This window comes from Aeromonas sp. TECH754 (assembly GCF_056279295.1).
The window spans coordinates 2,985,716-3,009,652 of record NZ_JBWBRA010000001.1 but is presented as its reverse complement, the minus strand read 5'-3'; the positions used below and the strand labels follow the sequence as shown (position 1 = coordinate 3,009,652).

At 62.4% G+C, this 23,937-nt stretch carries 19 protein-coding genes, 2 tRNA genes and 1 pseudogene; 14 read left to right on the top strand and 8 right to left on the bottom strand.

Annotated elements, in window-relative coordinates; genetic code table 11:
• The first annotated feature begins 46 nt into the window (after nucleotides 1–46).
• The 3 genes from ACZ9IL_RS13550 to ACZ9IL_RS13540 all read left to right on the top strand — a co-directional run bounded on the left by ACZ9IL_RS13550 (nucleotide 47) and on the right by ACZ9IL_RS13540 (nucleotide 3,164).
• The gene (locus ACZ9IL_RS13550) at nucleotides 47–457 is read left to right on the top strand and encodes a CBS domain-containing protein (protein ID WP_476003970.1); all 411 of its coding nucleotides are present in this window, start codon (nucleotides 47–49) and stop codon (nucleotides 455–457) included.
• Nucleotides 458–816: 359 nt separating this feature from the next.
• Nucleotides 817–1,884, top strand: coding sequence for a porin (locus tag ACZ9IL_RS13545; RefSeq protein WP_476003969.1), 1,068 nt, complete (start codon nucleotides 817–819; stop codon nucleotides 1,882–1,884).
• Between the two features lie 335 nt (nucleotides 1,885–2,219).
• Nucleotides 2,220–3,164, top strand: a complete 945-nt coding sequence (locus ACZ9IL_RS13540; RefSeq protein ID WP_476003968.1) for a chemotaxis protein CheV — start codon at nucleotides 2,220–2,222, stop codon at nucleotides 3,162–3,164.
• 171 nt (nucleotides 3,165–3,335) lie between these two features.
• Here ACZ9IL_RS13540 and ACZ9IL_RS13535 read toward each other — a convergent pair whose 3' ends face one another.
• Nucleotides 3,336–3,944 carry an arylesterase gene (locus ACZ9IL_RS13535; protein ID WP_476003967.1) on the bottom strand — a complete coding sequence of 203 codons (609 nt, stop codon included), beginning with the start codon at nucleotides 3,942–3,944 and terminating at the stop codon, nucleotides 3,336–3,338.
• Nucleotides 3,945–4,039: 95 nt separating this feature from the next.
• On the opposite strand from ACZ9IL_RS13535, the gene ACZ9IL_RS13530 reads away from it, so the two are divergent.
• A complete protein-coding gene (locus ACZ9IL_RS13530) occupies nucleotides 4,040–4,765 on the top strand; it encodes an ABC transporter ATP-binding protein (protein WP_476003966.1) in 726 nt (241 codons plus the stop codon).
• Nucleotides 4,766–4,853: 88 nt separating this feature from the next.
• Nucleotides 4,854–7,295, top strand: coding sequence for an ABC transporter permease (locus ACZ9IL_RS13525; protein ID WP_476003965.1), 2,442 nt, complete (start codon nucleotides 4,854–4,856; stop codon nucleotides 7,293–7,295).
• 139 nt (nucleotides 7,296–7,434) lie between these two features.
• On the opposite strand, the gene ACZ9IL_RS13520 is transcribed toward ACZ9IL_RS13525, so the two are convergent.
• The gene (locus tag ACZ9IL_RS13520) at nucleotides 7,435–8,340 is read right to left on the bottom strand and encodes a TIGR01777 family oxidoreductase (protein WP_476003964.1); all 906 of its coding nucleotides are present in this window, start codon (nucleotides 8,338–8,340) and stop codon (nucleotides 7,435–7,437) included.
• 278 nt (nucleotides 8,341–8,618) lie between these two features.
• Here ACZ9IL_RS13520 and ACZ9IL_RS13515 point away from each other — a divergent pair.
• Nucleotides 8,619–10,152 (top strand): annotated as a pseudogene (locus ACZ9IL_RS13515) (EAL domain-containing protein).
• A gap of 84 nt (nucleotides 10,153–10,236) precedes the next feature.
• Here ACZ9IL_RS13515 and ACZ9IL_RS13510 read toward each other — a convergent pair.
• Entirely contained in the window at nucleotides 10,237–11,418 is a 1,182-nt protein-coding gene (locus ACZ9IL_RS13510) for an aminotransferase-like domain-containing protein (RefSeq protein WP_476003963.1), read from the bottom strand.
• Between the two features lie 247 nt (nucleotides 11,419–11,665).
• Nucleotides 11,666–12,733, bottom strand: coding sequence for a M28 family metallopeptidase (locus tag ACZ9IL_RS13505; RefSeq protein WP_476003962.1), 1,068 nt, complete (start codon nucleotides 12,731–12,733; stop codon nucleotides 11,666–11,668).
• 348 nt (nucleotides 12,734–13,081) lie between these two features.
• On the opposite strand from ACZ9IL_RS13505, the gene trmB reads away from it, so the two are divergent.
• The 5 genes from trmB to ACZ9IL_RS13480 all read left to right on the top strand — a co-directional run bounded on the left by trmB (nucleotide 13,082) and on the right by ACZ9IL_RS13480 (nucleotide 16,909).
• The gene (gene trmB / locus ACZ9IL_RS13500) at nucleotides 13,082–13,795 is read left to right on the top strand and encodes a tRNA (guanosine(46)-N7)-methyltransferase TrmB (protein ID WP_476003961.1); all 714 of its coding nucleotides are present in this window, start codon (nucleotides 13,082–13,084) and stop codon (nucleotides 13,793–13,795) included.
• Between the two features lie 29 nt (nucleotides 13,796–13,824).
• Nucleotides 13,825–14,157: a YggL family protein gene (locus ACZ9IL_RS13495; RefSeq protein WP_476003960.1), complete on the top strand. Its 333-nt coding sequence runs from the start codon at nucleotides 13,825–13,827 to the stop codon at nucleotides 14,155–14,157.
• Nucleotides 14,158–14,253: 96 nt separating this feature from the next.
• Nucleotides 14,254–15,174 carry a glutaminase B gene (gene glsB / locus ACZ9IL_RS13490; RefSeq protein WP_476003959.1) on the top strand — a complete coding sequence of 307 codons (921 nt, stop codon included), beginning with the start codon at nucleotides 14,254–14,256 and terminating at the stop codon, nucleotides 15,172–15,174.
• A 28-nt stretch (nucleotides 15,175–15,202) separates the two neighbouring features.
• Nucleotides 15,203–16,498, top strand: coding sequence for a rhodanese-like domain-containing protein (locus tag ACZ9IL_RS13485; RefSeq protein WP_476003958.1), 1,296 nt, complete (start codon nucleotides 15,203–15,205; stop codon nucleotides 16,496–16,498).
• A 201-nt stretch (nucleotides 16,499–16,699) separates the two neighbouring features.
• Nucleotides 16,700–16,909 carry a YgdI/YgdR family lipoprotein gene (locus tag ACZ9IL_RS13480; protein ID WP_476003957.1) on the top strand — a complete coding sequence of 70 codons (210 nt, stop codon included), beginning with the start codon at nucleotides 16,700–16,702 and terminating at the stop codon, nucleotides 16,907–16,909.
• Between the two features lie 69 nt (nucleotides 16,910–16,978).
• Here the strand turns inward: ACZ9IL_RS13480 and ACZ9IL_RS13475 are convergent, their stop codons facing one another.
• Nucleotides 16,979–20,542 (bottom strand): ATP-binding cassette domain-containing protein, encoded by a 3,564-nt coding sequence (locus ACZ9IL_RS13475; protein WP_476003956.1) that lies wholly within the window; start codon nucleotides 20,540–20,542, stop codon nucleotides 16,979–16,981.
• A 94-nt stretch (nucleotides 20,543–20,636) separates the two neighbouring features.
• Nucleotides 20,637–21,914: an alpha/beta hydrolase gene (locus ACZ9IL_RS13470; protein WP_476003955.1), complete on the bottom strand. Its 1,278-nt coding sequence runs from the start codon at nucleotides 21,912–21,914 to the stop codon at nucleotides 20,637–20,639.
• Nucleotides 21,915–22,155: 241 nt separating this feature from the next.
• On the opposite strand from ACZ9IL_RS13470, the gene ACZ9IL_RS13465 reads away from it, so the two are divergent.
• Both ACZ9IL_RS13465 and ACZ9IL_RS13460 read left to right on the top strand, forming a co-directional pair.
• On the top strand, nucleotides 22,156–22,290 hold the full coding sequence (locus ACZ9IL_RS13465; RefSeq protein ID WP_152599024.1) for a hypothetical protein: 135 nt from the start codon (nucleotides 22,156–22,158) through the stop codon (nucleotides 22,288–22,290).
• Nucleotides 22,291–22,468: 178 nt separating this feature from the next.
• A complete protein-coding gene (locus ACZ9IL_RS13460) occupies nucleotides 22,469–22,690 on the top strand; it encodes a hypothetical protein (protein ID WP_033129567.1) in 222 nt (73 codons plus the stop codon).
• Nucleotides 22,691–22,753: 63 nt separating this feature from the next.
• Here the strand turns inward: ACZ9IL_RS13460 and ACZ9IL_RS13455 are convergent.
• Both ACZ9IL_RS13455 and ACZ9IL_RS13450 read right to left on the bottom strand, forming a co-directional pair.
• Nucleotides 22,754–22,829: transfer RNA gene (locus tag ACZ9IL_RS13455), tRNA-Asn, on the bottom strand.
• A 5-nt stretch (nucleotides 22,830–22,834) separates the two neighbouring features.
• Nucleotides 22,835–22,910 (bottom strand) — tRNA-Phe (locus ACZ9IL_RS13450).
• 323 nt (nucleotides 22,911–23,233) lie between these two features.
• Between ACZ9IL_RS13450 and rraB the strand changes: the two genes are divergently transcribed.
• Nucleotides 23,234–23,569 (top strand): ribonuclease E inhibitor RraB, encoded by a 336-nt coding sequence (gene rraB / locus ACZ9IL_RS13445; protein WP_476005354.1) that lies wholly within the window; start codon nucleotides 23,234–23,236, stop codon nucleotides 23,567–23,569.
• Nucleotides 23,570–23,937: the final 368 nt, after the last annotated feature.

Genomic DNA, 23,937 nt, shown 5'->3' with positions numbered 1-23,937 from the left:
AAAAACGTGCCATAACAGAGACATCTGTCAGGGGAAGGAGGCTGCCATGTTGATTAAAGAGATCATGACGACCCGGGTCGCGACCGTTTCCATGGATGACCGGCTCGGCGTCATCAAGGAGATCTTCGAGCAGGCCCACTTTCGCCACCTGCTGGTGCTGGAAGAGGAGGTGCTGGTGGGAGTCATCTCGGATCGGGATCTGCTGCGCGCTCTCAGCCCCTATCTCGACACCGATGCCGAGATGAACCGCGATACCGAGACCCTCAACCGGCGTGCCCACCAGATCATGAGCCGCCAGCCCGTCACCATAGCCCCGGACCGTCCGCTGCAAGAGGCGGCCAGCATCATGCTGGCGCAGCATGTCTCCTGCCTGCCGGTGCTGGAAAACGGCGCCCTAGTCGGCATCCTCAGCTGGAAGGACTTGCTGCGAGTCATGCTCGATTGGCAACCAGCCTGAACGCCGCCTACGGCGGCTGCCACCCCCATGTGCCAGCGACCGGATCGGTCGGCTGGCCAGCTTTATTCCCCCCGTTAATGCCTCGCTATATATAGCTAACATCTTGTTCTGCTTATCCTTGTTTCTTCCCACATCAGGCCGTCCGACGATGCGCTCATGAAGACAGCTGTGGTCACCAGCGACGACATTTAGTGTCGGGCTGCGCGGTTTTTCGCCAGATTTCAAAAATTAATCGTCATCCGCTTCAGTTCCCATCAAGGTTCGCAGATCTACCCTAGGCCATCGGAACATAGACCCGATCATAACGACCGAGCACAGGTCTGCAGGTCTGCTTAGTGTTTACACCAGAGGAACGAACAATGAAAAAGACAGCATTGACTATGGCCATCTCCAGCCTGCTGCTGGCAGGTGCTGCCCAGGCTTCTACCGTATACAACCAAGACGGTACCAAGCTGGACATCGGTGGCCGTGTTCAAGGTATGTACTACGGTAGCGACAACGACAGCGAAAACGGTGATCAGAGCTACCTGCGTCTGAACATCGCTGGCGAAACCCGTATCAACAACGAAACCGTTGCTAACGGCTTTGTTCAGTACAACGTGCCGACCAACAGCTCCGACAACGAACTGCGTTACGCCTATGTTGGCGTTAAGAACGATCGTTTCGGTGCCTTCAGCTACGGTCGTCAGGATGGCTTGATTGCCAAGGCTGTTAACGATTACACCGACGTCCTGCCAGAGTGGGGCGGCGATGGCCTGGGCAAGGGTACCGAGATCTTCGGTACCGGTCGTACCAATGGCCTGGCTCAGTACATCTACACCTTCGACGGTCTGGTACTGGGTGCCCAGTTCACCGGCGAGAACGAAGCTCAGAACGAGAGCGCTACCAGCTGGACCAAGGGTTCCAACGAAGGTTACGCCCTGTCTGCCAACTACAACTTCGACATGGGCATCAGCCTGGGTCTGGCCTATAACCAGGCTGGCAAGACCACCGATCAGATTGAAAACGCCAACTTCGGTGCTCAAGATGCGAAGCTGACTGCTGTCGGTATCAAGTACGCTGCCAACAACCTGTACGCAGCCGCTACCTATGCCTACGGTGAAGACCACGTCTACGTTAACAACGCCGGCAACAACGGTTATGTTAGCGAGAGCAACGGCTACGAAGCCGTAGTTCAGTACACCTGGGGCCAGTGGAAGCCGTCCCTGGCGTACAACCGCCTGGACGTGAAAGACGCTGACCAGAACATTGACGATACCCTGACCGAGTACGTTTCTATCGGTGCCTGGTACAACATCAACGAAAACTTCGACGTTTACGTTGATTACAAGGCCAACCTGCTGAGCGGTGGCAACAACGACGGCTACAACGAGTTCGGCCAGAACACCGACGACGTTGTTGGCGTGGCCATGCAGTACCACTTCTAAGTCATTCCCTGACTGCCTACTGTATTTTTGGACCGGCCGCATTGCGGCCGGTTTTTTTATGGGCGCCGTTTAGCCCGAGCATTGATCGTCGCGATCCGTTGTTCAGCATTGCTCAGGCTGGCCGATAACCTCTTGTCGGGCCGATGGCGATCGATTTTCCATGTCAATGATGTGGCCGTGGGGCGAGGATCACGCCCTGTGGCCAAGATCCTATCTTTCCTCGACCCTTTTCATTATTTCTATATGAGCCTGTCGCTCCGGTAAGGAGGGCAGGGACTGGCATCTTGGCGCTCCATACCGGGGCGGCGGCGGGGAAACGGACGTAAGGGCGTTATATGGCGAGCATATTGGATTCGGTGGATCAACGTACCCAGCTGGTGGGGGAGAATCGCCTGGAGTTGCTGATGTTCCGTTTGGGATCCCGGCAGTTGTTTGCGATCAACGTATTCAAGGTGCGGGAGGTGGTGAAGCTGCCCCATCTCAACAAGATGCCGGGGGCTCACCACAACATCAGCGGCGTGGCGAACATTCGCGGGGTCTCCATCCCGGTGATCAACCTGCGTGGCGCTATCGGCATGAGGCCTATGCCCATCGACACTGAATCCAACCTCATCATCACCGAGTACAACCGCACCATTCAGGGCTTCCTGGTGGGGCAGGTGGCCCACATCGTCAACATGACCTGGAAGGACATACTGCCGCCACCGCGCTCGGCCGGCCGCTCCAACTACCTGACCGCCATCACCCGCGTCCCCGAGGGGGGCGTCGATCAGATCGTCGAGATCATCGATGTGGAGAAGGTGCTTGCCGAGATCATCACCTATGACATCCGCATCTCGGCCGAGGTGCTGGACAAGGACATTCTGCCCCAGATGCAGGGCCGCCGGGTGCTGATCGTCGACGACTCCAGCACGGCCCGCAACCAGGTGCGGGAGACGCTCGCCCAGCTCGGGCTCGAGGTGATCGAGTGCCAGGACGGTCTGCAGGCGCTCAAGCTGCTCAAGGGGTGGTGCGATGCGGGCAAGAAGGTGACCGACGAGATCATGCTGATGATCACCGATGCGGAGATGCCGGAGATGGATGGCTATCGGCTCACCCACGAGGTGCGCAGCGATCCGCGCATGTCCGATCTCTTCATCACCCTCAACACCTCCTTAAGCGGCAACTTCAACGAGGCCATGGTCAAGAAGGTCGGCTGCGATCGCTTCATCTCCAAGTTCCAGCCTGATCTGCTGGTGGGGGTCACCCAGGAGCGGATGCGCCAGATCCTCGGGAGTTGAGCTTTATTCAACGACGTCAGGAGGAGCGAGGTATTGCCCAATTCCAGTCTGCTTCGCTGGTGGGAGTAGCCCAGGAGCGGATGCACCAGATCCTGGGGGCTTGACGTTAACGCCGGCTGATCAAAAAACACCCGCCTTGGCGGGTGTTTTGTTTGGGACCGTTCTGCAGCTTCACTGGGTCAGCAGCGGCTCGATAAAGCTGGCCACCCTGTCGCGGATCTGCGGCTGGGCCGCGGCCGTCGGATGGAGCCCATCGTTCATCATGAGTTCAGGGCGCAGCGCAATATCATCCAGAAAGAACGGCATCAGTGGCAGGTCGTTGGCCTGTGCCAGCTCCGGGAAGATCTGCTCGAACTGCTGCAAGTAGCGAGCGCCATAGTTGCGGGGCAGCTGGATCTGGGTCAGCACCGTTTTCGCCTTGCTGGCCTTGGTCAGCGCCAGCATCTTGGCCAGATTGGCCCGGGTAATGGCGGGGGCGAAGCCGCGCAGACCATCGTTGGCTCCGAGTTCGATCAACACCCAGTCCGGTTTGTGCTCCTCGAGCAGGGTGGGCAGGCGAGCCAGTCCGCCCTGGGTCGTCTCACCGCTGATGCTGGCGTTGATGAGCCTGTGGGTGCCCCCCTGTTGCTGCCACTTTTGATCGAGCAGGGCAGGCCAGCTCTGCTCGGCCTGCATCTGATAACCGGCACTCAGGCTGTCACCCAGCACCAGCAGGGTCTGGGCCTGCACCGACGAGATCCAGCAACACAAACAGCTCAAGGCGAACAGAAAACGCGCCATGGATTCAACTCCCATCATTAATTGTCAGTAAGGCCTGGGTAACCAGGAAACATTATGTATTGTCATTTAGGGCCAAGGGAAACAGGAAACGCATCATGAGTTCGACCCCCATCATCACCGTCAGAGGGCTTGGCAAAACCGTTCGCCTCGGCCAGGAAAGCCTCACCATCCTTGAAGGGATAAACCTGCAAGTCAATACCGGCGAGACGCTGGCGCTGGTCGGAGCCTCCGGTTCCGGCAAGTCTACCCTGCTTGGCCTCTTGGCCGGGCTGGATTTGCCGAGCAGCGGCGACATCGAGATCCTCGGTCAGTCGCTGACCCGGCTGGACGAGGAGGGCCGCGCCAGGCTGCGGGCCGAACAGGTGGGCTTCGTGTTCCAGTCCTTCCTGTTGTTGCCGACCCTGAGTGCGCTGGAGAACGTCATGCTGCCGGCCGAGCTGCGTGGCGAGACCGATTGTGAGCCCAGAGCCCGCGAACTGCTGGCGGAGGTGGGGCTGGCCGAGCGGCTGCACCATCTGCCGCCGCGGCTGTCCGGTGGCGAGCAGCAGCGGGTCGCCATCGCCCGCGCCTTCATGACTCGCCCCAGTCTGCTGCTGGCGGATGAGCCGACCGGCAACCTCGACAGCAAGACCGGAGAGACGGTGATCGAACTGCTGTTTCGCTTGAACAGAGAACATAACACTACCCTGGTAGTGGTAACCCATGATCATGAACTGGCCCAGCGCTGCCAGCGGCAAGTGGTGATGGCGGCGGGACGGCTGGAGGCGGACGCGCCGGTAGCCGACGCCGCCTTGGCCTCCCGCGTCAGGGAGCTGCCATGAGTCAGTGGAGACGGGGGATCAAGTTAATGCGTGGGGAAGGCGTCAATGACAAGTGGCTGCCCGGACTGGCACAGGTGAGGGACAAGTCATGAGTCAGTGGAGACTGGGATTCAAGCTGCTGCGCCGGGAAGGCTTCAACGGTGAACTGCGCTGGTTTGTGCTGGCGCTGGCGCTGAGCGTGGCTTGCGTGCTGAGCGTGGCGTTGGTGGCGGACAGGCTGGATGCGGGGCTCAAGGCCTCGGGTCGTGACTTTATCGGCGCCGATCGGGTGCTGCGCTCCGGGGTGCCGGCACCGGAGGCCTGGCTCAAGCAGGCGGCGGAGGCGGGGCTCGCGGTCCAGACCACGGTCAGCTTCAACAGCATGCTGTTTCATGGCGATGGATTGCAGCTGGCCTCCATCCGGGCCGTGCCGAGTGACTTTCCCTTCTATGGCAAGCTGGAGCTTAACCCGCAGCGGGCCCCGGCCCCCGGCGAGATCTGGCTCTCCGCCAGGGTGATGCAACTGCTCGGCGCCAAGCTGGGGGATGAGCTGGAGGTGGGCAACACCAAGTTGACCGTGGCGGGCGAGCTGGGTCAGGAGCCGGATCAGGGCTTCAGCCCCTTCCAGATGGCGCCGCGGGCCCTGATCCACAGCGCCGATATCGAGGCAACCGGTGCCCTGCTGCCGGGCAGCCGCCAGCAGTGGCGCTACCTGCTCAAGGGCTCCCGCGAACAGGTCGCCGACTACGAGCGTTGGCTCAAGCCCAAGCTGAAGGCCGGGCAGAAGCTGCTCAAGCCGGACGATCAGGGTTCCCAGGTGGGCAAGTCCCTGGCCAATGCCGAGCGCTTCTTCCGCCTCGCCTCCCTGGCCGGCGTGCTGCTCGGGGCCCTGGCCATGGGCATAGCGGTGCGTCACTTCGCCGAGCGGCAGACCAACATGGTGGCGCTGCTGAAAACCCTTGGCGCCTCCCGCCGCACTCTCTGGGAGTTGATGGGCACTTTACTCGCCTCCCTGACCCTGATCGGCGCGTTGATCGGCCTGGTGGCGGGGAGCCTGATGCAGTGGCTGACGCTGCATCTGCTGGGAGATCTGCTGCCTGCGGATCTGCCCCCCCCCTCCTGGCGGCCATTCGCGCTGGGGTTGGCGATGGCCTTCTTCATCACCCTGTTGCTGGCCTTCGTGCCCTTCCTGCGCCTGCTCAGAGTGCCGCCGCTGCGGGTGCTGCGCCGGGAGCTGGAGGCCGGGGTGCCGCCCTGGCTGGCGCTGCCGGTCGGCCTGCTCGGTCTGTTCGGTCTGGTGTGGGGCTTCACCGCCGATGCCAGGCTGGCGCTGGGGCTCATCGGCGGCATGGGGCTGTTGATGGCGCTGTTGGCGCTGCTCGCCTCCGGGTTGCTGCGCCTCGGCAGCCGGCTCAAGGGGCCCCATGCCCTGCGCCTCGCCATCAGCCACCTTTCCCGCGAGCGCGGCAGCGGTCTGTTCCAGCTGGCGGGCTTCGCGCTGGCGCTGATGCTGTTCGGCCTGCTGTGGGCGGCACGGGTCGACTTGCTCGATGACTTCTCCGCCCGCCTGCCGGCGGACGCCCCCAATCGCTTCCTGGTCAACGTGGCCGACGACGAACGAGAGGGGATCCTGGCCGATCTGCAGCAGGCGGGTGCCATTACCTCGGACTTCTACCCCATGGTACGGGGACGCCTGACCCAGATAGCCGGTCAGGCTGTGGGTGAGGATGCGGCGCGGGAGGGAGTGAACCGGGAGCTCAACTTCACCACCACGGCCGCGTTGCCCCCCGACAACAAGCTGACTGCTGGGCAATGGTTCAGTGGCAAGGGGGAGGTCTCCGTCGACGAGGTGCTGGCGAGCCAGCTGGGCATCGCCCTGGGCGACGCACTGAGCTTCACCATAGAGGGGCGCAGCTTCGAGGCCAGGGTGAGCAGCCTGAGATCCATCAAGTGGGACAACATGAGGCCGAACTTCTACATGATCTTCTCCGCCGACGTGCTGGCCCCCTTCGCTCAGACCTGGCTCGGCAGCTATCGCCTGCCGCAGGAGGGGCGCAGCGCCGAAGTGGAGCTGATCCGCCGCCACCCCACGGTGAGCCTCATCGACGTGGAGGATCTGATAGCCAGGCTCACCGTGGTTTCCGATCAGGTGAGTCGGGCGCTGGGGCTGATGCTGGGGCTGGTGACGGTCGCCGCCCTGCTGGTGTTGCTGACCCAGACCCAGGCCAGCATGGCCGCCCGGCGCCGGGAGCTGCTGCTGATGCGCACCCTGGGGGCCGGCAGCGCCCTGCTCGAGAAGATGCTGCGCTGGGAGCTGGTGGCCAGCGGCCTGTTGGCGGGGCTCTGTGCCGCCATGGTGGTGGAGCTCTGCTCGTTCGGTCTGCAGTGGTGGTGGTTCGAGGGGCAGTGGCAGTTCCACTGGGCAATCTGGACCGGTCTGCCGCTGCTGGGGGCCCTGCTGGTGACGCTGGCTGGCCAGGGCATGCGCCGCCAGCTGTTGGCGGGGACCCTCAGCGACAGGCTCAGAGGGCTGGGGCAGGGGCTGCTGTAGGTTCGATTAGCCACGCAGTGGCGTAATCGGACGAACAGGGAAGGGGGCGGATGCGGGGCTGCCAGCGACGTGAACGCCCGATGACACCCGTCTGCAAAAAGAAAAAATCCCGGCCTTGGCCGGGATTTTCTATGGGCGCTCAGCGCGGGGCGTGCAGCAGGTTGTCCAGAGCCTGGGGCAACTCGGGATAGGTGAAGTGGAAGCCCGCCTGCTGCAGGCGAGCGGGCAGCACATGCTGGCCGGTGAGCAGCAGATCCGCCGACTCTCCCATCAGCAGGCGCAGCGCCCCGGCCGGTACGCAGAGCAGGTGGGGCCGACGCAGGCTGTGGGCCAGGCTCTGGCTGAAGGTGCGGTTGTCGACCGGTTGAGGCGCCGTGCCGTTGAAGATGCCGTCGCACTCGTCGTGCTCGAGCAGGAACAGCATGGCGCGCACCAGATCCTGAATGTGGATCCAGCTCATCACCTGGCGACCCGAGCCCATGGGACCGCCGAGGCCGAGGCGATAGGGGGGCAGCAGCTTGGGCAGGGCGCCGCCATCGGGGCCGAGCACCAGCCCGATGCGCAGGATGCAGACCCGGGTTTGCGGGCTCCTGGCCTGCAGCGCCAACTGCTCCCACTGCTGGCAGAGCCGGTGGGTAAACTCGTCATTGGGCTGGCTGCAATCCTCGTCCAGCGGCTCATCGCCCTGGTGGCCGTACCAGCCGATGGCGGAGGCGTTGAGCAACAGCCTAGGAGGCCGGTTGGAGAGCTTGATAAGGTCGACCAGCTGTTCGGTCAGCAGCCAGCGGCTGTTGCACAGCAACTGCTTGCGTGACTCGCTCCAGCGCCCGGCGGCGATAGGCTCGCCAGCCAGATTGATGACGATGTCCACGTCGTTGAGGTCGTCCAGTCGATCCAGGTTGTCCAGCAGCTTGACGTCGTGGCCGAGCAGATCGTAGGCACGGCTGCCCTGGCGGGTCAGTACCACCACCTCGTGCTGTACCTTGAGATGGGCCACCAGACGGCGACCGATAAATCCGGTCCCCCCCGTGATCAGTATCTTCATATTTTGCCTCCCTGACGCTGTTCGTCCTACTCTAGAGGCTGGGGGCTGGATGGACAAGCAACTGTTTTTATGGGCATTATGGCTCTCGATATCGCAGAGTGTGAGGCCGGTCACGTTGCCCAGACCTGGCTGTTGCGCGCGGCCAATGTGCCCTGAGTGGGAGTGTGTCGGGTGGTGTAAGCTGCTCGGATGGATCCCGATGTTCGCCATCATCTCTTGCAAAGCGGGCGAGCGTGCATAAAATCGTCGGCCTTTTCGCCGTTACCATGAGGATGGTTATGCCGTTTCATCGTCTGAAGGCGCGCCAATACCAACGCCGCCTGGTTTTCTCCCTGCTGGCAGGCCTGCTGCCCATGGTGCTTGGTATTATTGTCACCATTTGGCAGACCATGACCGGGGTGAGGCAGGATGCGGAGCAGCATTTGCTGCATGCGAAATACATGTTTGAGCGTACCCTGGACAATGCCGAGATGGCCGCCTCGGCGGTGATGGGGAGCGTCGGCAAGCCCTGTCTCGAGGTGGTGCAGGGGCTGCGGGATCAGGTAGCGACGGTGCCGGACGTGCGCAGCGTCAGCCTGACCAAGGGGGAGCGCATCTACTGCACCTCCCTCTATGGGCCCTACAAGGGGAACATCAAGCTGGATGACTACACCCAGGGCCGGCTCGATCTGCGCAGAGGCAATCCGGTCACGCCGGATAGACCGCTCATCGTCTATCGCCAGGAGGCGGGAGAGTACAGCGTGCTGGTGGGCGTCGATGGCTACTATCTGCTCAATATCCTCGACATGCTGAGCCGTGACTCACCGCTCGGGCTGGTGGTGGGGTCGCAGATGCTGCTGCGTGACAGCAAACTCACGGATCAACTGCTCTCCTCCACGGATCCCGGTTATCTTGAGCAAGCGTCGGAAAAATACCCTTTCAAGGTGGTGACCACCCTCTCCGCGAATGAATATGGCGTCCATATCTGGGACTACGCCAAGGTCAGCCTCATCCTCTATCCCTTGCTGAGCCTGTTGTTCGGGGGCGGCGCCTTCTGGCTGACGGGGCGTTCCACCTCCCCGGTGCAGGAACTGAGGCGGGCGCTGGATCAGCAGGAGTTCATCCCCTATCTGCAACCCGTAGTGGCGGGGGAGGACGCCCACTGGAGCGGTTGCGAGGTGCTGATGCGCTGGCAACATCCCCATCAGGGCATGATCTCGCCGGATCGCTTCATTCCGCTGGCGGAGGACAGTGGTCTCATCGTGCCGATGACCCGTCTGTTGCTGAAACAGGTGCGAGAGCACTTCGCCGGCCGGGTGCATAGCCTGCCCAAAGGTTTCCACTTTCGGCGTCAACATCAGCGCCAGCCACTGCAAAGACCTGAGCCTGGTAGCGGATTGCCGCGACTTCATCGAGGCCTTCAGGGAGAACCCCATCAAGCTGGTGCTGGAACTGACCGAGCGGGAGCTGATAGTCGCGGACGAGGTGACGGATCAACTGTTTGCCGAGCTGCATGAGCTGGGGGTCTTCATCGCCATCGACGATTTTGGCACCGGCCACTCCAGCCTCGCCTATCTGCAGGCCTTCCAGGTCGATTTTCTCAAGATAGACAAGAGCTTCGTCGGCATGATCGGCTCGGATGCGCTCTCCAGCCACATCGTCGAGAACGTCATCGATCTGGCGACCCGCCTCGGTCTGCAGTTGGTGGCGGAAGGGGTGGAGACAGAGGTGCAGGCCGATTACCTGAGGGCGCGCAATGTGGCCTACCAGCAAGGCTACCTCTATGGCAGGCCAGTGCCGATGGCGGAATTTACCAGGCAACCCAAGAGCTGAGCACCTTCCCCACGGCACCATAAACAAACGGCACCATAAAAAAAACCAGCGACCGGGTCGCTGGTTTTTTTCGCTCAAGGAGCGTCAGAGCATGCGGGCGAGGGCGCGGCAGAGGCGTTTGATGCCCTCTTCTGTAGTGGCTTCATCTACACAAGAGAAGCTCAGGCGCAGGGTATTCTGTATTTCTGGCCTGACGTAGAAGGGTGCACCGGGGACGAAGGCAACCTTCTCCTTGATCGCCTCGTCGAACAGTGCCATGGCGCTGACGCTCGAAGGCAGAGTCAGCCAGAGGAACATGCCCCCTTGTGGCCGGGTGTAGCTGACGCCGGGCGGGCAGTGACGGCTGAGAGCGGCTTCCATGGCGGCGCGCTGGCGACCATAGACTTCCTTGATCTTCTCCAGATGGGCATCCAGCGAGTTGTCTGTCAGGAAGCGGTGCAGCACCTGCTGGCTGAAGGCGTTGCTGTGCAAGTCAGTGGCCTGCTTGGCGATGGTGACCTTCTTGCGCAGCCAATCCGGCACCAGCATCCAGCCGAGGCGGAAGGCGGGCACCACCGTCTTGGAGAAGGAACCGAGCAGCACGGTATTGTTCGGCGCCAGCTTGGCGATGGGGGGCAGGTGCTCCCCCTCGAAACGCAGCTCGCCATAGGGGTCATCTTCGACCATCAGCAGCTCGTGGCGCACCAGTCGCTCGGCCAGCGCTTCGCGGTTGGCACGGCTGTAGGAGACGCCGCTCGGGTTCTGGAAATTCGGCACCCCGTACAGCAGCTTGGCGTTCGAGCCCTGCTCCAGCAGCGCATCCAGCGCGGCCAGATCCAGACCCTGTTCCCCCAGAGTGATGGGCCTGAAATTCGGCTGATAGACGGAGAACGCCTGGATGGCACCGAGATAGCCCGGCTCTTCGATGATGAGATCCTGTCCCTCATCGACCAGCACCTTGCCCAGCAGATCCAGCGCCTGCTGGGAGCCGCTGGTGATCAGGATGTTGTCCGGGTTGACCTGCATGCCGTGGCGCGCCAGATAGCGATCGGCGATGTATTGGCGCAGCGGGGCGAAGCCCTCGGTGGTGGCGTATTGCAAGGCCGCGGCACCCTGTTCGCGCAGCACGTCCTGGCAGGCCTGGTCGATGGCCTTGACCGGGAACAGATGGGGATTGGGCAGGCCGCCGGCGAAGGAGATGATCTCCGGATTGGTGGCGACTTTCAGGATTTCACGGATAAAGGAAGGCTCGACCTTCTCGAAGCGCTGGGCAAAAAACGGCTGCATAGGGTTCTCTCTGACTAAGGTGGCGGTCGCTCCATTCAACCGCCAGGTTATCCGTTTGTATCAGATTTAAAAAATGAGGCAATGGCTGTAACAAAAATCCATAAAAAAGGGCAGGTTTGGCGCCTGCCCGCATTTTATGGCTTCCCGTGGCGAAAAGGGCGTCAATCCCTCTGACAGGCCCGGTGGCCGCCGTTATCCCCGGTTCAGAGTCCCGCTGCTTTCAGCCAGCGGGTCATCGGCGCGATATTCAGAGTCCGGGTTCTTTCAGGAAGCTGATCATCAGCTCGGTGTTGGCGCCAAGTTGCTGCTGCACCCGACCCGGGAACAGCTCGGCCATCTTGTCGAGGCGGTCGTACTGGGTGTGCCAGATCTTGCCCCACTGGGTCTCGCTGTCCCGATCACAGGCGCTCTTGCTGGCCTCGTCGTAGCAATCCCACAGCGCCGGGTTGGTGCTCTGGGAGTAGCCGTCATAGCCATCCTCGCCGTTGATGGTGAAGTTGGTCGCTTCCACATAGGCGACCGGCACCCCCAGGCAGGCGAAGGGAGCGTGATCGGACCAATTGCCGGTCTCACCCTCGGGATAGCCGGGGTAGCTCGGGTGGATGGCGAAGGGAGTGGCACCCTGCTTGGAGATGGCCAGCAGGCGGTCGCGCACCTTGGGATCGAAGCTGTAGCGGCTCGGCTCGGCGCAGCTGTACTCGGCCACATCCGAATGGGCGGAGTGAACATAGACGATGTCGCCACCGGCGATGGTGTCGTAGTTCACCATGGCCAGCAGCTGGGCGACGGCGGCGCTGTCCAGCCCGGCCACATAGGCCTTGGAGCCGTTGAGGCCGTTCTCTTCCGCGCCGAAGAAGGCGAAGCGCACCGTGTAGGGCAGGGTCTGATCCTTCAGCGCCTCGGCGACCGCCAGCAGGGCGGCGACCCCGGCGCCGTTGTCGGTGGCCCCTTCCGATCCCTTCTTGTCACCGGTGCTGTCGTAGTGGGCGCCGATGAGGATCACCTTGTCGCTCTTGCCCTTGAGCTCGGTGACGATGTTCTGGGAGTGTTTGCTGGCGCCGCTGCGGGTATAGGTGAAGGGCTGGTTCTGCACCTCATAGCCCCAACCGGTCAGATGATCCTGGATCCAGGCGGCGGTGCGGGTCTCGGCCTCGGTGCCCGTGGGTCTGGCACCTATGCCTTCGGCGCTGGAGCTCAGTTGCACCAGATACTCGTAGGCCTGGGTGGCGGGAGCGGGCGGTTGCGAATCGTTGTCCGAGGGGTTGCACCCGACCAGCAGGGTCGCGATGGCCAGGGTCAAAATTGTTTTTTTCATACTGCAATCCTTTGTTGTGTATGGCTTTATTATTCGGAGTCAGGATGCACCTGACGCCTGGCAGATTCTGTGAAGGGGGTGGCATTTGTCAACCATGCAGGCGGAATTGGTCGGAGACGGGGATTTGTTGCGCGAAACACTTGCGCCCTGAGCCTATCTTGGGATAATTCGCTCCCCGGTTTTTGCCGACTGATGAAATGACGCACGATTCAGGCGTCGTCGATGACCCGGGTTGATGAAGTAACGAGCAATTCATCTATGTCGCCTGCAACCCAGTGCGATGAGATAACGAGCAATCCATTTATGTCGTCTGTGACCCAGACGGATGCAATAACGAGCAATTTGATTATGCCAGTGACCCAAGATGTATTTAACGAAGACGGCAAGTTCATGCGCAAGATCCGCAGCTTTGTCCGTCGCGAAGGCCGCCTGACCAAAGGACAGGAGAAGGCCCTGGAAGATCTCTGGCCGGTCATGGGCATCGATTTCGCACCGGAGCCGCTCGACATGGTGGCGCTGTTTGGCCGTGAGGCCCCGGTGGTGCTGGAAATCGGCTTCGGCATGGGCGCCTCCCTGGTGGAGATGGCCAAGAACGCCCCCGACAAGAATTTCATCGGCATCGAGGTCCATTCCCCGGGGGTGGGTGCCTGCCTTGCCACCGCACAAGAGGCCGGCGTCACCAATCTGCGGGTCATCTGCCACGACGCGGTGGAAGTGCTGGAGCACATGATCCCGGACGGCTCCCTTGCCTGTCTGCAGCTGTTCTTCCCGGATCCCTGGCACAAGAGCCGCCACCACAAGCGTCGCATCGTGCAACCCGCCTTCGCTCAGGACATTCGCCAGAAGCTGGCCATCGGTGGCGTGTTCCACATGGCCACCGACTGGGAAAACTATGCCGAGCACATGCTGGAAGTGATGAGTGCCGCCGAAGGCTATGAGAATACCGCCGAGAGCGGCAACTGGGTGCCCCGTCCAGAGTGGCGCCCGCTGACCAAATTCGAACAACGTGGCCACCGCCTGGGGCACGGGGTTTGGGACCTGATTTTCAAACGCGTTAGCTAATAACCCGTCAATTAACCAAAGGAGCTATCATGGCCAACCGTAGTCGCCGTCTGCGTAAGAAACTGCGCGTCGATGAATTCCAGGAAATGGGATTCGACATCAGTTTCAACTTCCCGGTCGGCACCGCCGAAGAGACCATCGATGCCACCGTCGATGCGTTGATCGATGAAGTGATCGAACCGCGCAAGCTGGCCTTCGCCGGCTCGGGTCACCTGGCCTGGGAAGGCATGATCTGCACCCAGCAACTGGGCAAGTGCACCGAGGAAGACCGCGCCGTCATCAAATCCTGGCTGGAAGGCAAGGGGATGGAAGCCGTGGTGGTCACCGAGCTGTTCGACCTCTGGTACGGCGAACCCGCCTGATGCCAAGTGCCCGCAAGGGCAGAGAAAATCCCGCCGCTGGCGGGATTTTTGTCGGTGGGGCCGGACCTCACCCCGTCTCATCTCATGGAATAGCCAATGGTGTTGTCATCCGAATTACTGGCCAGCATTCTTGAGCAGGTGCGCCCGCTGCTGGGACAAGGCAAGGTGGCCGATTACATTCCCGCGCTGGCCCAGGTGCCGGCCGACCGGCTCGGCATCGCGGTCTGCACCGTGGAGGGGGAGCTGTTCACCGCCGGTGACGCCTTCGAGCCCTTCTCCATCCAGAGCATCTCCAAGGCCCTGAGCCTCACGCTGGCGCTGACCCTCTATCGGGAAGAGGAGATCTGGGCCAGGGTCGGCAAGGAGCCGTCCGGTCAGCCGTTCAACTCCCTCGTGCAACTGGAATTCGAGCAGGGGATACCCCGCAACCCTTTCATCAACGCCGGCGCCCTGGTGGTGAGCGATCTGCTGGAGACCCGCCTCACCGCCCCGCGCCAGCGTACCCTGGAGCTGGTACGCCGGCTCTCCGGCAATCCGGCCATAGTGGCGGATCAGGTGGTGGCACGCTCCGAGTATCAGCACGCCGCCCGCAACGCGGCCATCGCCTACCTGATGAAGGCCTACGGCAACTTCGAAAACGAGGTGGACAAGGTGCTGCAAAGCTACTTCAATGCCTGTGCCATCCGCATGAGTTGTGTCGATCTGGCCCGCACCTTCCTCTATCTGGCCAACCGCGGGGTGCCGCTTGGCGAGAGTGCACCGCTGCTGCCGGCCCGCACCACCAAGCAGGTCAATGCCCTGCTGGCCACCTGTGGCCTCTACGACGAAGCCGGTGATTTTGCCTACCGGGTCGGCATGCCGGGCAAGTCCGGGGTCGGCGGCGGCATCATGGCGCTGATCCCCGGCGAATTGTGTGTCTGTGTCTGGTCGCCCGAGCTCAACAAGGCCGGCAACTCCCTGGCCGGTACGGCCGCGCTGGAGCTGCTGGCGGAGCGCCTGGGCCGCTCTATTTTTTAACCTTGTCACTCTGAATCGAGACATCATCATGAAACGAATAATGAGCCTGTTACGGGCCACCCTGGCGACCTTGCTGCTCTGGTGTGCCCTGCCCACCTTTGCCGCCGAACTGCCGCCGCTCAGCCTGGTGGATGCCAAGGCCAAAGAGGCGGTCATCCTGGATACCCGTCCCAGCTATTTCTACCAGGGCTGGCCCATGGCAGATGAGAAGCAGGGCGGTCACGTGACCGGGGCCGAGAACCTCTCCGCCGAGTGGAAATACAGTGACGAAGAGTGGCCCAAGGCACTCAAGGAGAAGGGGCTGAGCCCGGACAAGCCCGTGGCGCTCTATGGCGAACCGCGCGCCGTGGCCGAGGTGGCCCGTCTGCTGCGCCAGCAGGGCATCAAGCAGCTGTTCGAGCTGCAGGGCTGGAAGGATGCGCCGCGCGAGTATCTGGCACGCTGGCAGCAGCTGGTCTACCCGCTCTGGCTGGCGGACTTGCAGGCCGGCAAGCCGGTCGTCGCCGCGCCGAAAGGGGACTGGAAGCTGTTTGAAGTTGATTGGGGTTCACCCAAGGCCTATCTGCTGAGCCACATTCCGGGCGCCGGGTACATCGACACCAACAGCCTGGAAGAGGAGCCGCTGTGGAACAAGGTCTCCGATGAGGCGCTCAAGAAGCTGCTGCTGGAAAACGGCATCCGTCACGACACCACCGTCATCCTCTATGGCCGCAACACCATGGCGGCGGCCCGCGCCGCGCACCTGATGATGTATGCCGGGGTCGAAGACGTACGGCTGCTGGATGGCGGCCTGGATGCCTGGTTCGTGCAGCACCTGCGCACCGAGACCGGTCTGGCCAATAAGTTCAAGCCCGTCGAGGAGTTCGGCGTCAGCATACCGGCGCACCCCGAGTACTACACCACCCTGAGCCAGGCCAAGGCGCTGCTCAAGCAGCCCGATAGCGCCCTGGTCAGCGTGCGCACCTGGGACGAGTTCGTCGGCAACACCTCCGGCTACAGCTACATCAAGCCCAAGGGCGATATTCCGGGCGCCAAGTGGGGTCGGGGCGGCGTGGATGCCAACAGCATGAGCGACTTCCACAACCCGGACGGCACCATGAAACCGGCCCGCGAGATCCTCAGCATGTGGGACGAGTGGAACATAGAGCCGACCCAGCAGGCCGCCTTCTACTGCGGTACCGGCTGGCGCGCCTCCGAGGCGTTCTTCTACGCCTGGCTGATGGACTGGAAGCGGATCAGCGTCTACGACGGCGGCTGGTACGAGTGGAGTGCAGACCCCAAGAACCCCACCGTGACTGGTGAGCGTCAGCCCGCCAAGTCATAAGCAGACCGAGATACAAAAGGCCGGACCTATGTCCGGCCTTTTTCATATGGACATCTTTTATCTGTGGTGAACTGGCTATTTTGTAGCGGGTTATATTGGTGGATCTTATTTTTATGCGACGCTTATTCGGCTGGATGGGGCTGCACTAGTCTTCAAGACACATCCTCGCCGTGAGGATGACTGAGGGAGAAGGGGCCGGCGATGAAACGATTGATGATGATCCTGGTGTGCGTCCTGGGGCTGGTGGCGTGCAGCTCCCAATACATCATGAGTACCAAGGACGGGCGCATGATTGCCACCGACAGCAAGCCCAAGCTGGACGACAGCACCGGCATGTACCGTTATTACGATGAAGAGGGGAGGGAGATGCTGATCAAGAAGGACGACGTGACCCAGATCATGGAGCGTTAGGTGGGGGAAGGATGACGACGAAGGGCTGCCATGGGCAGCCCTTCGTCGTTGTGCCTCAGGCCGCGGGCATCAGCCTTCGATCTCCGCCAGCTGCCGGTTGACCTGGCCGACGAACAGCTGGTGGAAACGGGAGCCCGGGTTGGCCAGCAGGCTGACCGGCGAGCCTTGCTCCACTACTGTGCCCGCCTCCATCACCACCACCTTGTCCACCGACAGCAGCGGCTCCAGATGGTGGGCTATCACCAGGTAGCTTGCCTCTGGCCGGTAGCGATAGAGCAGCTCCGCCATCTTGCGCATGCCGCCGTGATCGAGATCCGAGGTGGCCTCGTCCAGCACGATCAGCGGGCGGCGCGACAGCAGGATGCGGGCGATGACCAGCAACTGGGTCTCGCCGGCCGAGAGCTGCAGCTTGTCGAGATCCTCGTCCAGCCGACCGGCACAGCGCTCGGCCAGACCGACTCGGGCCAGCGCCTGCTCCAGCGCGGCGTCATCTTGCTCGGTCAGGGGGGCGAGGTTCGCCCGCAGGGTGCCAAAGAAGGTGAGCGGTGTCTGGGAGACGGTGTCGTACAGGTTGCGCACCGCCTCCGGTGCCAGCGCCGACAGCGGCTGCTCGTCGTAGTAGATCTCCCCCTGGGAGCTCGGGTACATGGCCTGCAGCACTCCGAGCAGGGAGCTCTTGCCCGCCCCGGTGCGGCCACAGACGCCGACCTTCTCGCCGGGAGCCAGTTCGAAGCTGACCTTGTGCAGCGCCCACTGGCTCGCCTCGGGGTAACGCAGCCCCAGGTTGTCAAAACGCACCCTGGGATGGGGGGAGGCCAGCGACTCGCCGGTCTGGCGCTCGCTCTCGATCTCGCTGTATTCCCGCACCCGCTCCACCGCATTCATCACCTGCTCCACTTCGGCGAAGGTGCGGATCAGGGAGTTGAGCATGGCCGAGGCGGTGAAGGCGTAGGTGATGGCCACGGCCCCCAGCAGCGAGCTGTTGCTGAAGGCCACCATCAGCGCCACGGCCCCCACCAGGGCGGCGGAGAGCAGGGTCTGGTACATGCCGAGCCAGCGGTTGATGGAGGTGGTGGTGTACCAGCTGCGCAGGTTGTTGTCATAGTGATGCAGCACCTGGTCCAGCGCGAAACGCTCGGCCCCGGCCAGACGCAGAGCGGGGGCGCCGCGAATGGTCTCGCTGATGCTGATGTAGAGCGGCGAGCGCAGCACCGAGGATTGGCGCCGCAGCTTGAGCTGCACCGCCCGGTAGCGGCGCTGCAGCACATAGAGTGCCCAGCCCACCAGCGGCGCGATGAGCAGCAGCAGCGGCATGTTGACGCCGATCACCACCACCTGCAGCAGCACCGAGATCAGCATGGCGAACAGCCCCATCAGCATGGACAGCAGGATTTCCTGCGCCTCCCCCAGATCCCGGTCGAAGCGGTTGAGGATACGCCCCTGGGGCACCTTGTCGAAGAACGCCATGGGGGCGCGGCTGATGCGACCCAGCATGCCGTCGAACAGGGTCCAGGCCAGCTTGAGACCGAGTTTGTAGTTGATGACCCGCACCACCATGATGCAGACGAGGGAGCCCGCCCCCAGCAGCACATAGATGCCGAGCAGGGTCCGCACATCCGCCACCTCGGCCTTGCCACCGAGCCAGAGATCCGAGGCGATGCGCAGCCCCTCCTGACCCAGGGTGAGCACCAGGGCGATCAGGATGGCGCCAGGGGCGGCCAGACGCTGCCACATGAAGCCGAACAGCCCCCAATCGACCTTGCCCTCGACCACCTTCTCCTCGTTGAACTGCTCCGCCTCCTGCGGGGCCACCATGGGCGCCGGTTGCGGATGCTGGATAAGATCCGCCAGCTGGTGGGCATCGAGCTCCCGCAACTGGCCCTGCTCGATGCGGACCACCCGATCGCAGTGGGCCAGCACGTCCGGATCGTGGCTCACCAGCAGCCGGGTGGGTCCCGGCTTGAAGGCGAGCCCCTGCGCCAGCACCTGGGCCGAGACGATGGGATCCAGCGCCGAGAGCGGGTTGTCCAGCAGCAGGATGTCGGCCTCGGCGTAGAGCGCCCGGGCCAGCGCGACCCGTTGCTGCTGGCCGCCGGACAACCGGGTGCCGAGCTCGCCCACCAGGGTCTGATCGCCGTGGCTGAGCAGACCCAAGTCGGCGCCGAGGGCGCAGGCGCCCAGCACCCAGTGGTAGCGTTCCTCATGCCAGGGCTGGCCGAACAGGATGTTGTTGCGGATGGTGTCGTTCATCAGCCAGGGCTTGTGGCCGAGGTGGGCGACTCGGCCGTGGCGGCGAATGCTGCCCGTGAAGTCATTGTCAAAGCCGGCGACCAGGTGCAGCAGACAGCTCTTGCCCGCCCCGGTGGCGCCGGTGATGCCGACCAGTTCCCCTGGCCGGATGGCGAGGCTGATCCCGTTCAGCACGGGTTTCTGTTGGTGCAGGGCGGTGACGTCCTGGATCCGCAGGCTGCCCAGCGGCAGGCTGGGATCATTGAGATCCCTGTGCTGCTCCGGGCTGTTGAGAAACTCGCACAGTCGGTTGAAGCCGGTGTTGAAGTTGATCAGGGTGCGGATGAGGTAGGGCAGCCGCATCATGGGGATCCGCAGCACGGCGAACAGGGCTATGGTGGTGAACACTTGGGGCAGGGTCAGGCTCTGGCCCGATGCCAGATAAGTAGTGAAGGTGGCGAGGGTCACCAGCAGCGGGGTGCTGAGCATCAGGAAGCTGTTGATGGCATCGAGCTTGAGCACCCGTCCGAGCACGCCGAGCTCCTGCTGACGCTTGGCGTTGGCCGCTCCGGTGAAGAAGGCTCCCAGTCCGTTCTGGCGTACCAGCCGCAGCTTCTTGATGTATTCCGCCAGGATGCCGTTGCGCTCGTCCTGTTGGCGCTTGAGCTGCTGCTCCTGCTGGTTCATGCGGCGCACCACCCGGGTGGAGACCAGCAGCAGCAAGGTGAGCACGGCGAAGCCCACCAGACCGGCGCTGCCCACCTGCCACACCAGCAGGGCTATGGTGCCGGCCAGTTGCAGCGCCATGGTGAGCGGCATGGCCGGATCCGCCAATATCCAAGTGATGTCCCAGACGTCCCGGTTGATGAGGTTCTGCACCCGGCCACCGGCCCTGTCATCGAAGCTCTTGCCGCCGAGTTTCATCACCTTGGCGAGCAGGGATTCCGCCAGCAGCCGACGAATGGGGACGTGCATCTTGAGTGCCAGTTGCAGCGAGTGCTCCGCCAGCATGCCGGCGGCCAGCACAGAGGCAAACAGGGCGAAGGCCAGCAGCAGCTTGTGGCCGGTGGCGGCCCCCGCGCCGAGCTGGGTCATGCTGTGATTGAGCAACCAGGGGCTGGCCAGAGTTGCCAGCATGCCGAGCAGCTGCAGCAGGGTGAGCAGGCCGATGCGGCCCCGATAGTGGCGCCAGATGAAGGCCATGATGGGCCAGGGGCGTACCGGTGGGGTGGCCGTCAGCGCGAGGAAGGCGTCGGCCCGCTCATCGCGTCTGTCTTCCGGCAACAGGGGGTAGAGATCGTCGAGGCTGACCTGGGGCTCGCTCAGTCCCTTGCGCAGCAGCGGGCCCGTCCAGTGATAGAAGAGACGGCTCAGCCAGCCGGCCGAGGTTTCCGGGTGATCCAATGGGTGATCCTTATTATCGTGTGCTGCTTCCGACAGGGGGGGCGGCTCATGGGCCGCCCTCGGTCTTATTGTTGGGTGCCCGGGCTGGCCGGGATCAGCGATCCCGGTTCAGGCGGATGAGCCGGTCCAGGATCTGCTCACCGTCGACCCGCAGGCCGTTGTGTTCGTATTCGTTGGTGATCCAGGCGCGGCTGTTGGCCAGTCCCTTGAGGGTCTCGCGGCTGTAGTCGAACTCGACGTACATGTCCTCGGCATAGACGGCGCAGGCCACCGGCACCCGGTTGCGGGCGAGCTGGGCGGGATCGTAGAGCCGGCCCCAGTCCTTCTTGCTGGCCAGCTGATGAGCGGCTTCTTTCAAGGGGGCGAGCTCGCGGAACTGCTCGAACATCCAGGGGAAGATCATCTCGCCGGTGAAGGCGAAGTCCTTGCCCGGTGCCCAGGCCAGGGCCGGATACTCGCCCCTGACTCGCTCGGCCGCCCAGTTGCTGGCCGCCCCTTCGCAATAGATGAGCTCGTGCAAGATGGCGAACACCGGGTTGGTGTTGAACGGCTGCATGGCCTGCACCTGGTAGAGGAAGGCGGGGTTGAGCCGTTCGCCGATGAAGGCATCCTCCAGCAGGTAGTAGAGCTCCTCGAAGGCGCCGCTGGCGCCGAGATCCAGCCCCTGCTGCTGCAACTGCTCCACCGTCAGGCGCTGGCCGTTCGGCAGGCGCACGTCGTGGCGATGCAGGTGAGTCGCCAGCCGGTTGGCGATGGCCTGGGCGTGGGGGAAGCGGGTGAAGAAGGCGCGGTTCTTGTCCGCCACCCGCTGGTAGGTGGCGCGATAGACCTCGTCCGCGCTGCGGCCGATGGGGGCCACCCCGCCGGTGAGGTAGACCTCGTGCAGGCTGTCCGGGAACAGGGAGAGGTAGGTCAGGCTGCAGAATCCACCGAAGCTCTGGCCGAGCAGGCTCCAGGGACTGTCCGGACTCAGCTGCTCGCGGATGAGCTCGGCGTCCCGCACTATGCTGTCGGCGCGAAAATGGCTGAGGTAGTCCGCCTGCTGGTGCGGGTCGAGATGGGCAAGAGCCTCGGCGTGGATGGGGCTGGAGTGGCCGGTACCGCGCTGATCGAGCAGCAGTATCCGAAACTCCTGCAGGGCCCGCTTGATCCAGCCGCTGTTGGCGCTCGGGCGCGGGGCGCCAAAGCCGGGGCCGCCTTGCAGATAGAGCAGCCAGGGCAGGTCGTCATCCAGCTTGTCCTGGCGACAGAGAGTGCGGCCAAACAGGGTGAGGGTCTCCTCATCGTCCGGTTGCTGGTGGTCGAGGGGCACGCTGAAGAAATGTGGCTCGCAATGGATACCATCCAACACGTAATGCAAGGGGCTGCTCATCCGGGGTCTCCCTGGGGTCGGAAATCGTCGGCCTCATGATAGCCCTGGCACGCAAACGGGTCACGCCGGTTTTCCAGATTGTTAACACCTTGATAGCGAGCTCTCTCTTCGGAGCTTTGGTGCGGCGCGCGAGGATATTTATTGTGCCGGGGTGATTGACGAAGGGGGGCGTGCGGACAAAGATGAGCGGCCTGCCGAGGAGGGCAGGGGCGCTGACTCACAATAGGATGAGGTGGGCTCGATGAAGCCTAAATGGATAAGGTTCAGGAAGAAAAGGAAGCAGACAGATCCGGAGGGAGTGCTGCAGGCGGGGTTGCTGGTATTCAGCGCCACCTGCGGGGCCACCCTGCTGCTGGCGGCCTGTAACGGCGGTTAGCAAGAGTGCAAAAGGCCCGCTCACTCGAGTGGGCCTTTTGCATGGGCATTGCTCGGGGAAAAGTCGCTCGGCCGGCACGGTAGGACTAGGCTGGGGCCCTTTGCTGGTGCGGGTTTGCGGTAGCCGGACACCTGCTGCTATGGTCAATTCACGACTCGATTCAACGAGGGAGGCGATCATGAATAGTCGTGAAAAAGTTCTGGCCCATTTGGCCACCGATCACCGGATGGCAGGGTTGACTGCCGGCGAGGCACTGGCCGGGATCAGCCACTCGATGAGTGCGTTCCTGCTGCAGCAGGATCAGCATTTCTTCCGCAGTCATGCCGATGATCCCTGTCATGAGGTCGCACGGGCTTGTCATGCGGGGCATGTCTGGCATGGAGACGAGAATCGCTACTGAGGATGAGGGCGAGAGAAAGGCAGATGCAGAAAGGCCCGCTCAGATGAGCGGGCCTTTCGAATTTGGCTCCTCCTACTGGACTTGAACCAGTGACATACGGATTAACAGTCCGCCGTTCTACCGACTGAACTAAGGAGGAATTATTGGTGCCCAGAGACGGAATCGAACCGCCGACACGGGGATTTTCAATCCCCTGCTCTACCGACTGAGCTATCTGGGCAACGGCGCGCATTAAACCCTTTCTGGGCGAAGGTGTCAACCGCAGGACGAAGATAGTCGTATCGTTCGCTCGATATCCGAACAATGTGACCGCTTGTTGCCCGTATTCGTCCGTCGCTTGTTCATTGCCTTCACTCACCCGTGAATATGCCTGCGCTGCCCGGCGGTTATCTTGGTTCCTCGCATTGAGCCGGATGCGCTCTGCGGGTATGCTTTGCCGCAACCATGCCCCTGGCGGCCAACCCGCGCGGATCTGCCGCAGCGTGCCGCCAGCCGGGTGTCGACATCCATCCAATACCGTCTGGGGTTTATATGAGTATCAACATGCAAGAGTGGCGCGAAGAGACCACTGCCATCGTCAACGAGCTGCTGGCCGACGGCAGCAATGCGGATATGGATTACGAGATTGAGCACCACTTTGCCTGTCAGGATTTCGATCTGCTGGAGAAGGCTGCCGTCGACCTGTTCAAGGCCGGTTTCGAAGTGACCGATGCCGAGGAGATGGAGCTGGATGATGGCGCGCCCATCTTCTGCTTTGACGCCACCCTGGTACGCAAGCTGGATATCGAGACCATAGTCGCCGATATCGAAAAAATGCTGCCGATCCTCGAAAAATACGGCGTGGATTACGACGGTTGGGGCACCTACTTCCAGGAATAAACCGGTTCGCTCCGGCCACCTGCATCGAGAAGATGCTGACCGTTATCCCTCAAAAAATACGGTGTGGATTACGACGGTTGGGGCACCTACTTCCAGGAATAAATCGGTTCGCTCCGGCCACCAGCATCGAGAAGATGCTGACCGTTATCCCTCGAAAAATACGGCGTGGATTACGACGGTTGGGGCACCTACTTCCAGGTTCGCTCCGGCCACCAGCATCGAGAAGATGCTGACCGTCATCCCTCAAAAAATACGGTGTGGATTACGACGGTTGGGGCACCTACTTCCAGGAATAACAATCCCTCACTCCGGCTCTCTCCTGGAGGGAGGTATAAAAAAGGCCACTCGATGTGGCCTTTTTGCTGTGT

Bases quoted from the DNA above. Each gene is read 5' to 3' on its own strand.
- ACZ9IL_RS13550 (WP_476003970.1), top strand. From the start codon at position 47: ATGTTGATTAAAGAGATCATGACGACCCGGGTCGCGACCGTTTCCATG.
- trmB (WP_476003961.1), top strand. From the start codon at position 13,082: ATGCCAGTGACCCAAGATGTATTTAACGAAGACGGCAAGTTCATGCGC.
- ACZ9IL_RS13520 (WP_476003964.1), bottom strand. From the start codon at position 8,340: ATGAAGATACTGATCACGGGGGGGACCGGATTTATCGGTCGCCGTCTG.
- ACZ9IL_RS13465 (WP_152599024.1), top strand. From the start codon at position 22,156: ATGAAGCCTAAATGGATAAGGTTCAGGAAGAAAAGGAAGCAGACAGAT.
- ACZ9IL_RS13485 (WP_476003958.1), top strand. From the start codon at position 15,203: ATGAAACGAATAATGAGCCTGTTACGGGCCACCCTGGCGACCTTGCTG.
- ACZ9IL_RS13525 (WP_476003965.1), top strand. From the start codon at position 4,854: ATGAGTCAGTGGAGACTGGGATTCAAGCTGCTGCGCCGGGAAGGCTTC.
- ACZ9IL_RS13540 (WP_476003968.1), top strand. From the start codon at position 2,220: ATGGCGAGCATATTGGATTCGGTGGATCAACGTACCCAGCTGGTGGGG.
- ACZ9IL_RS13545 (WP_476003969.1), top strand. From the start codon at position 817: ATGAAAAAGACAGCATTGACTATGGCCATCTCCAGCCTGCTGCTGGCA.
- rraB (WP_476005354.1), top strand. From the start codon at position 23,234: ATGCAAGAGTGGCGCGAAGAGACCACTGCCATCGTCAACGAGCTGCTG.
- ACZ9IL_RS13530 (WP_476003966.1), top strand. From the start codon at position 4,040: ATGAGTTCGACCCCCATCATCACCGTCAGAGGGCTTGGCAAAACCGTT.
- ACZ9IL_RS13535 (WP_476003967.1), bottom strand. From the start codon at position 3,944: ATGGCGCGTTTTCTGTTCGCCTTGAGCTGTTTGTGTTGCTGGATCTCG.
- glsB (WP_476003959.1), top strand. From the start codon at position 14,254: ATGGTGTTGTCATCCGAATTACTGGCCAGCATTCTTGAGCAGGTGCGC.
- ACZ9IL_RS13510 (WP_476003963.1), bottom strand. From the start codon at position 11,418: ATGCAGCCGTTTTTTGCCCAGCGCTTCGAGAAGGTCGAGCCTTCCTTT.
- ACZ9IL_RS13460 (WP_033129567.1), top strand. From the start codon at position 22,469: ATGAATAGTCGTGAAAAAGTTCTGGCCCATTTGGCCACCGATCACCGG.
- ACZ9IL_RS13495 (WP_476003960.1), top strand. From the start codon at position 13,825: ATGGCCAACCGTAGTCGCCGTCTGCGTAAGAAACTGCGCGTCGATGAA.
- ACZ9IL_RS13480 (WP_476003957.1), top strand. From the start codon at position 16,700: ATGAAACGATTGATGATGATCCTGGTGTGCGTCCTGGGGCTGGTGGCG.
- ACZ9IL_RS13505 (WP_476003962.1), bottom strand. From the start codon at position 12,733: ATGAAAAAAACAATTTTGACCCTGGCCATCGCGACCCTGCTGGTCGGG.
- ACZ9IL_RS13470 (WP_476003955.1), bottom strand. From the start codon at position 21,914: ATGAGCAGCCCCTTGCATTACGTGTTGGATGGTATCCATTGCGAGCCA.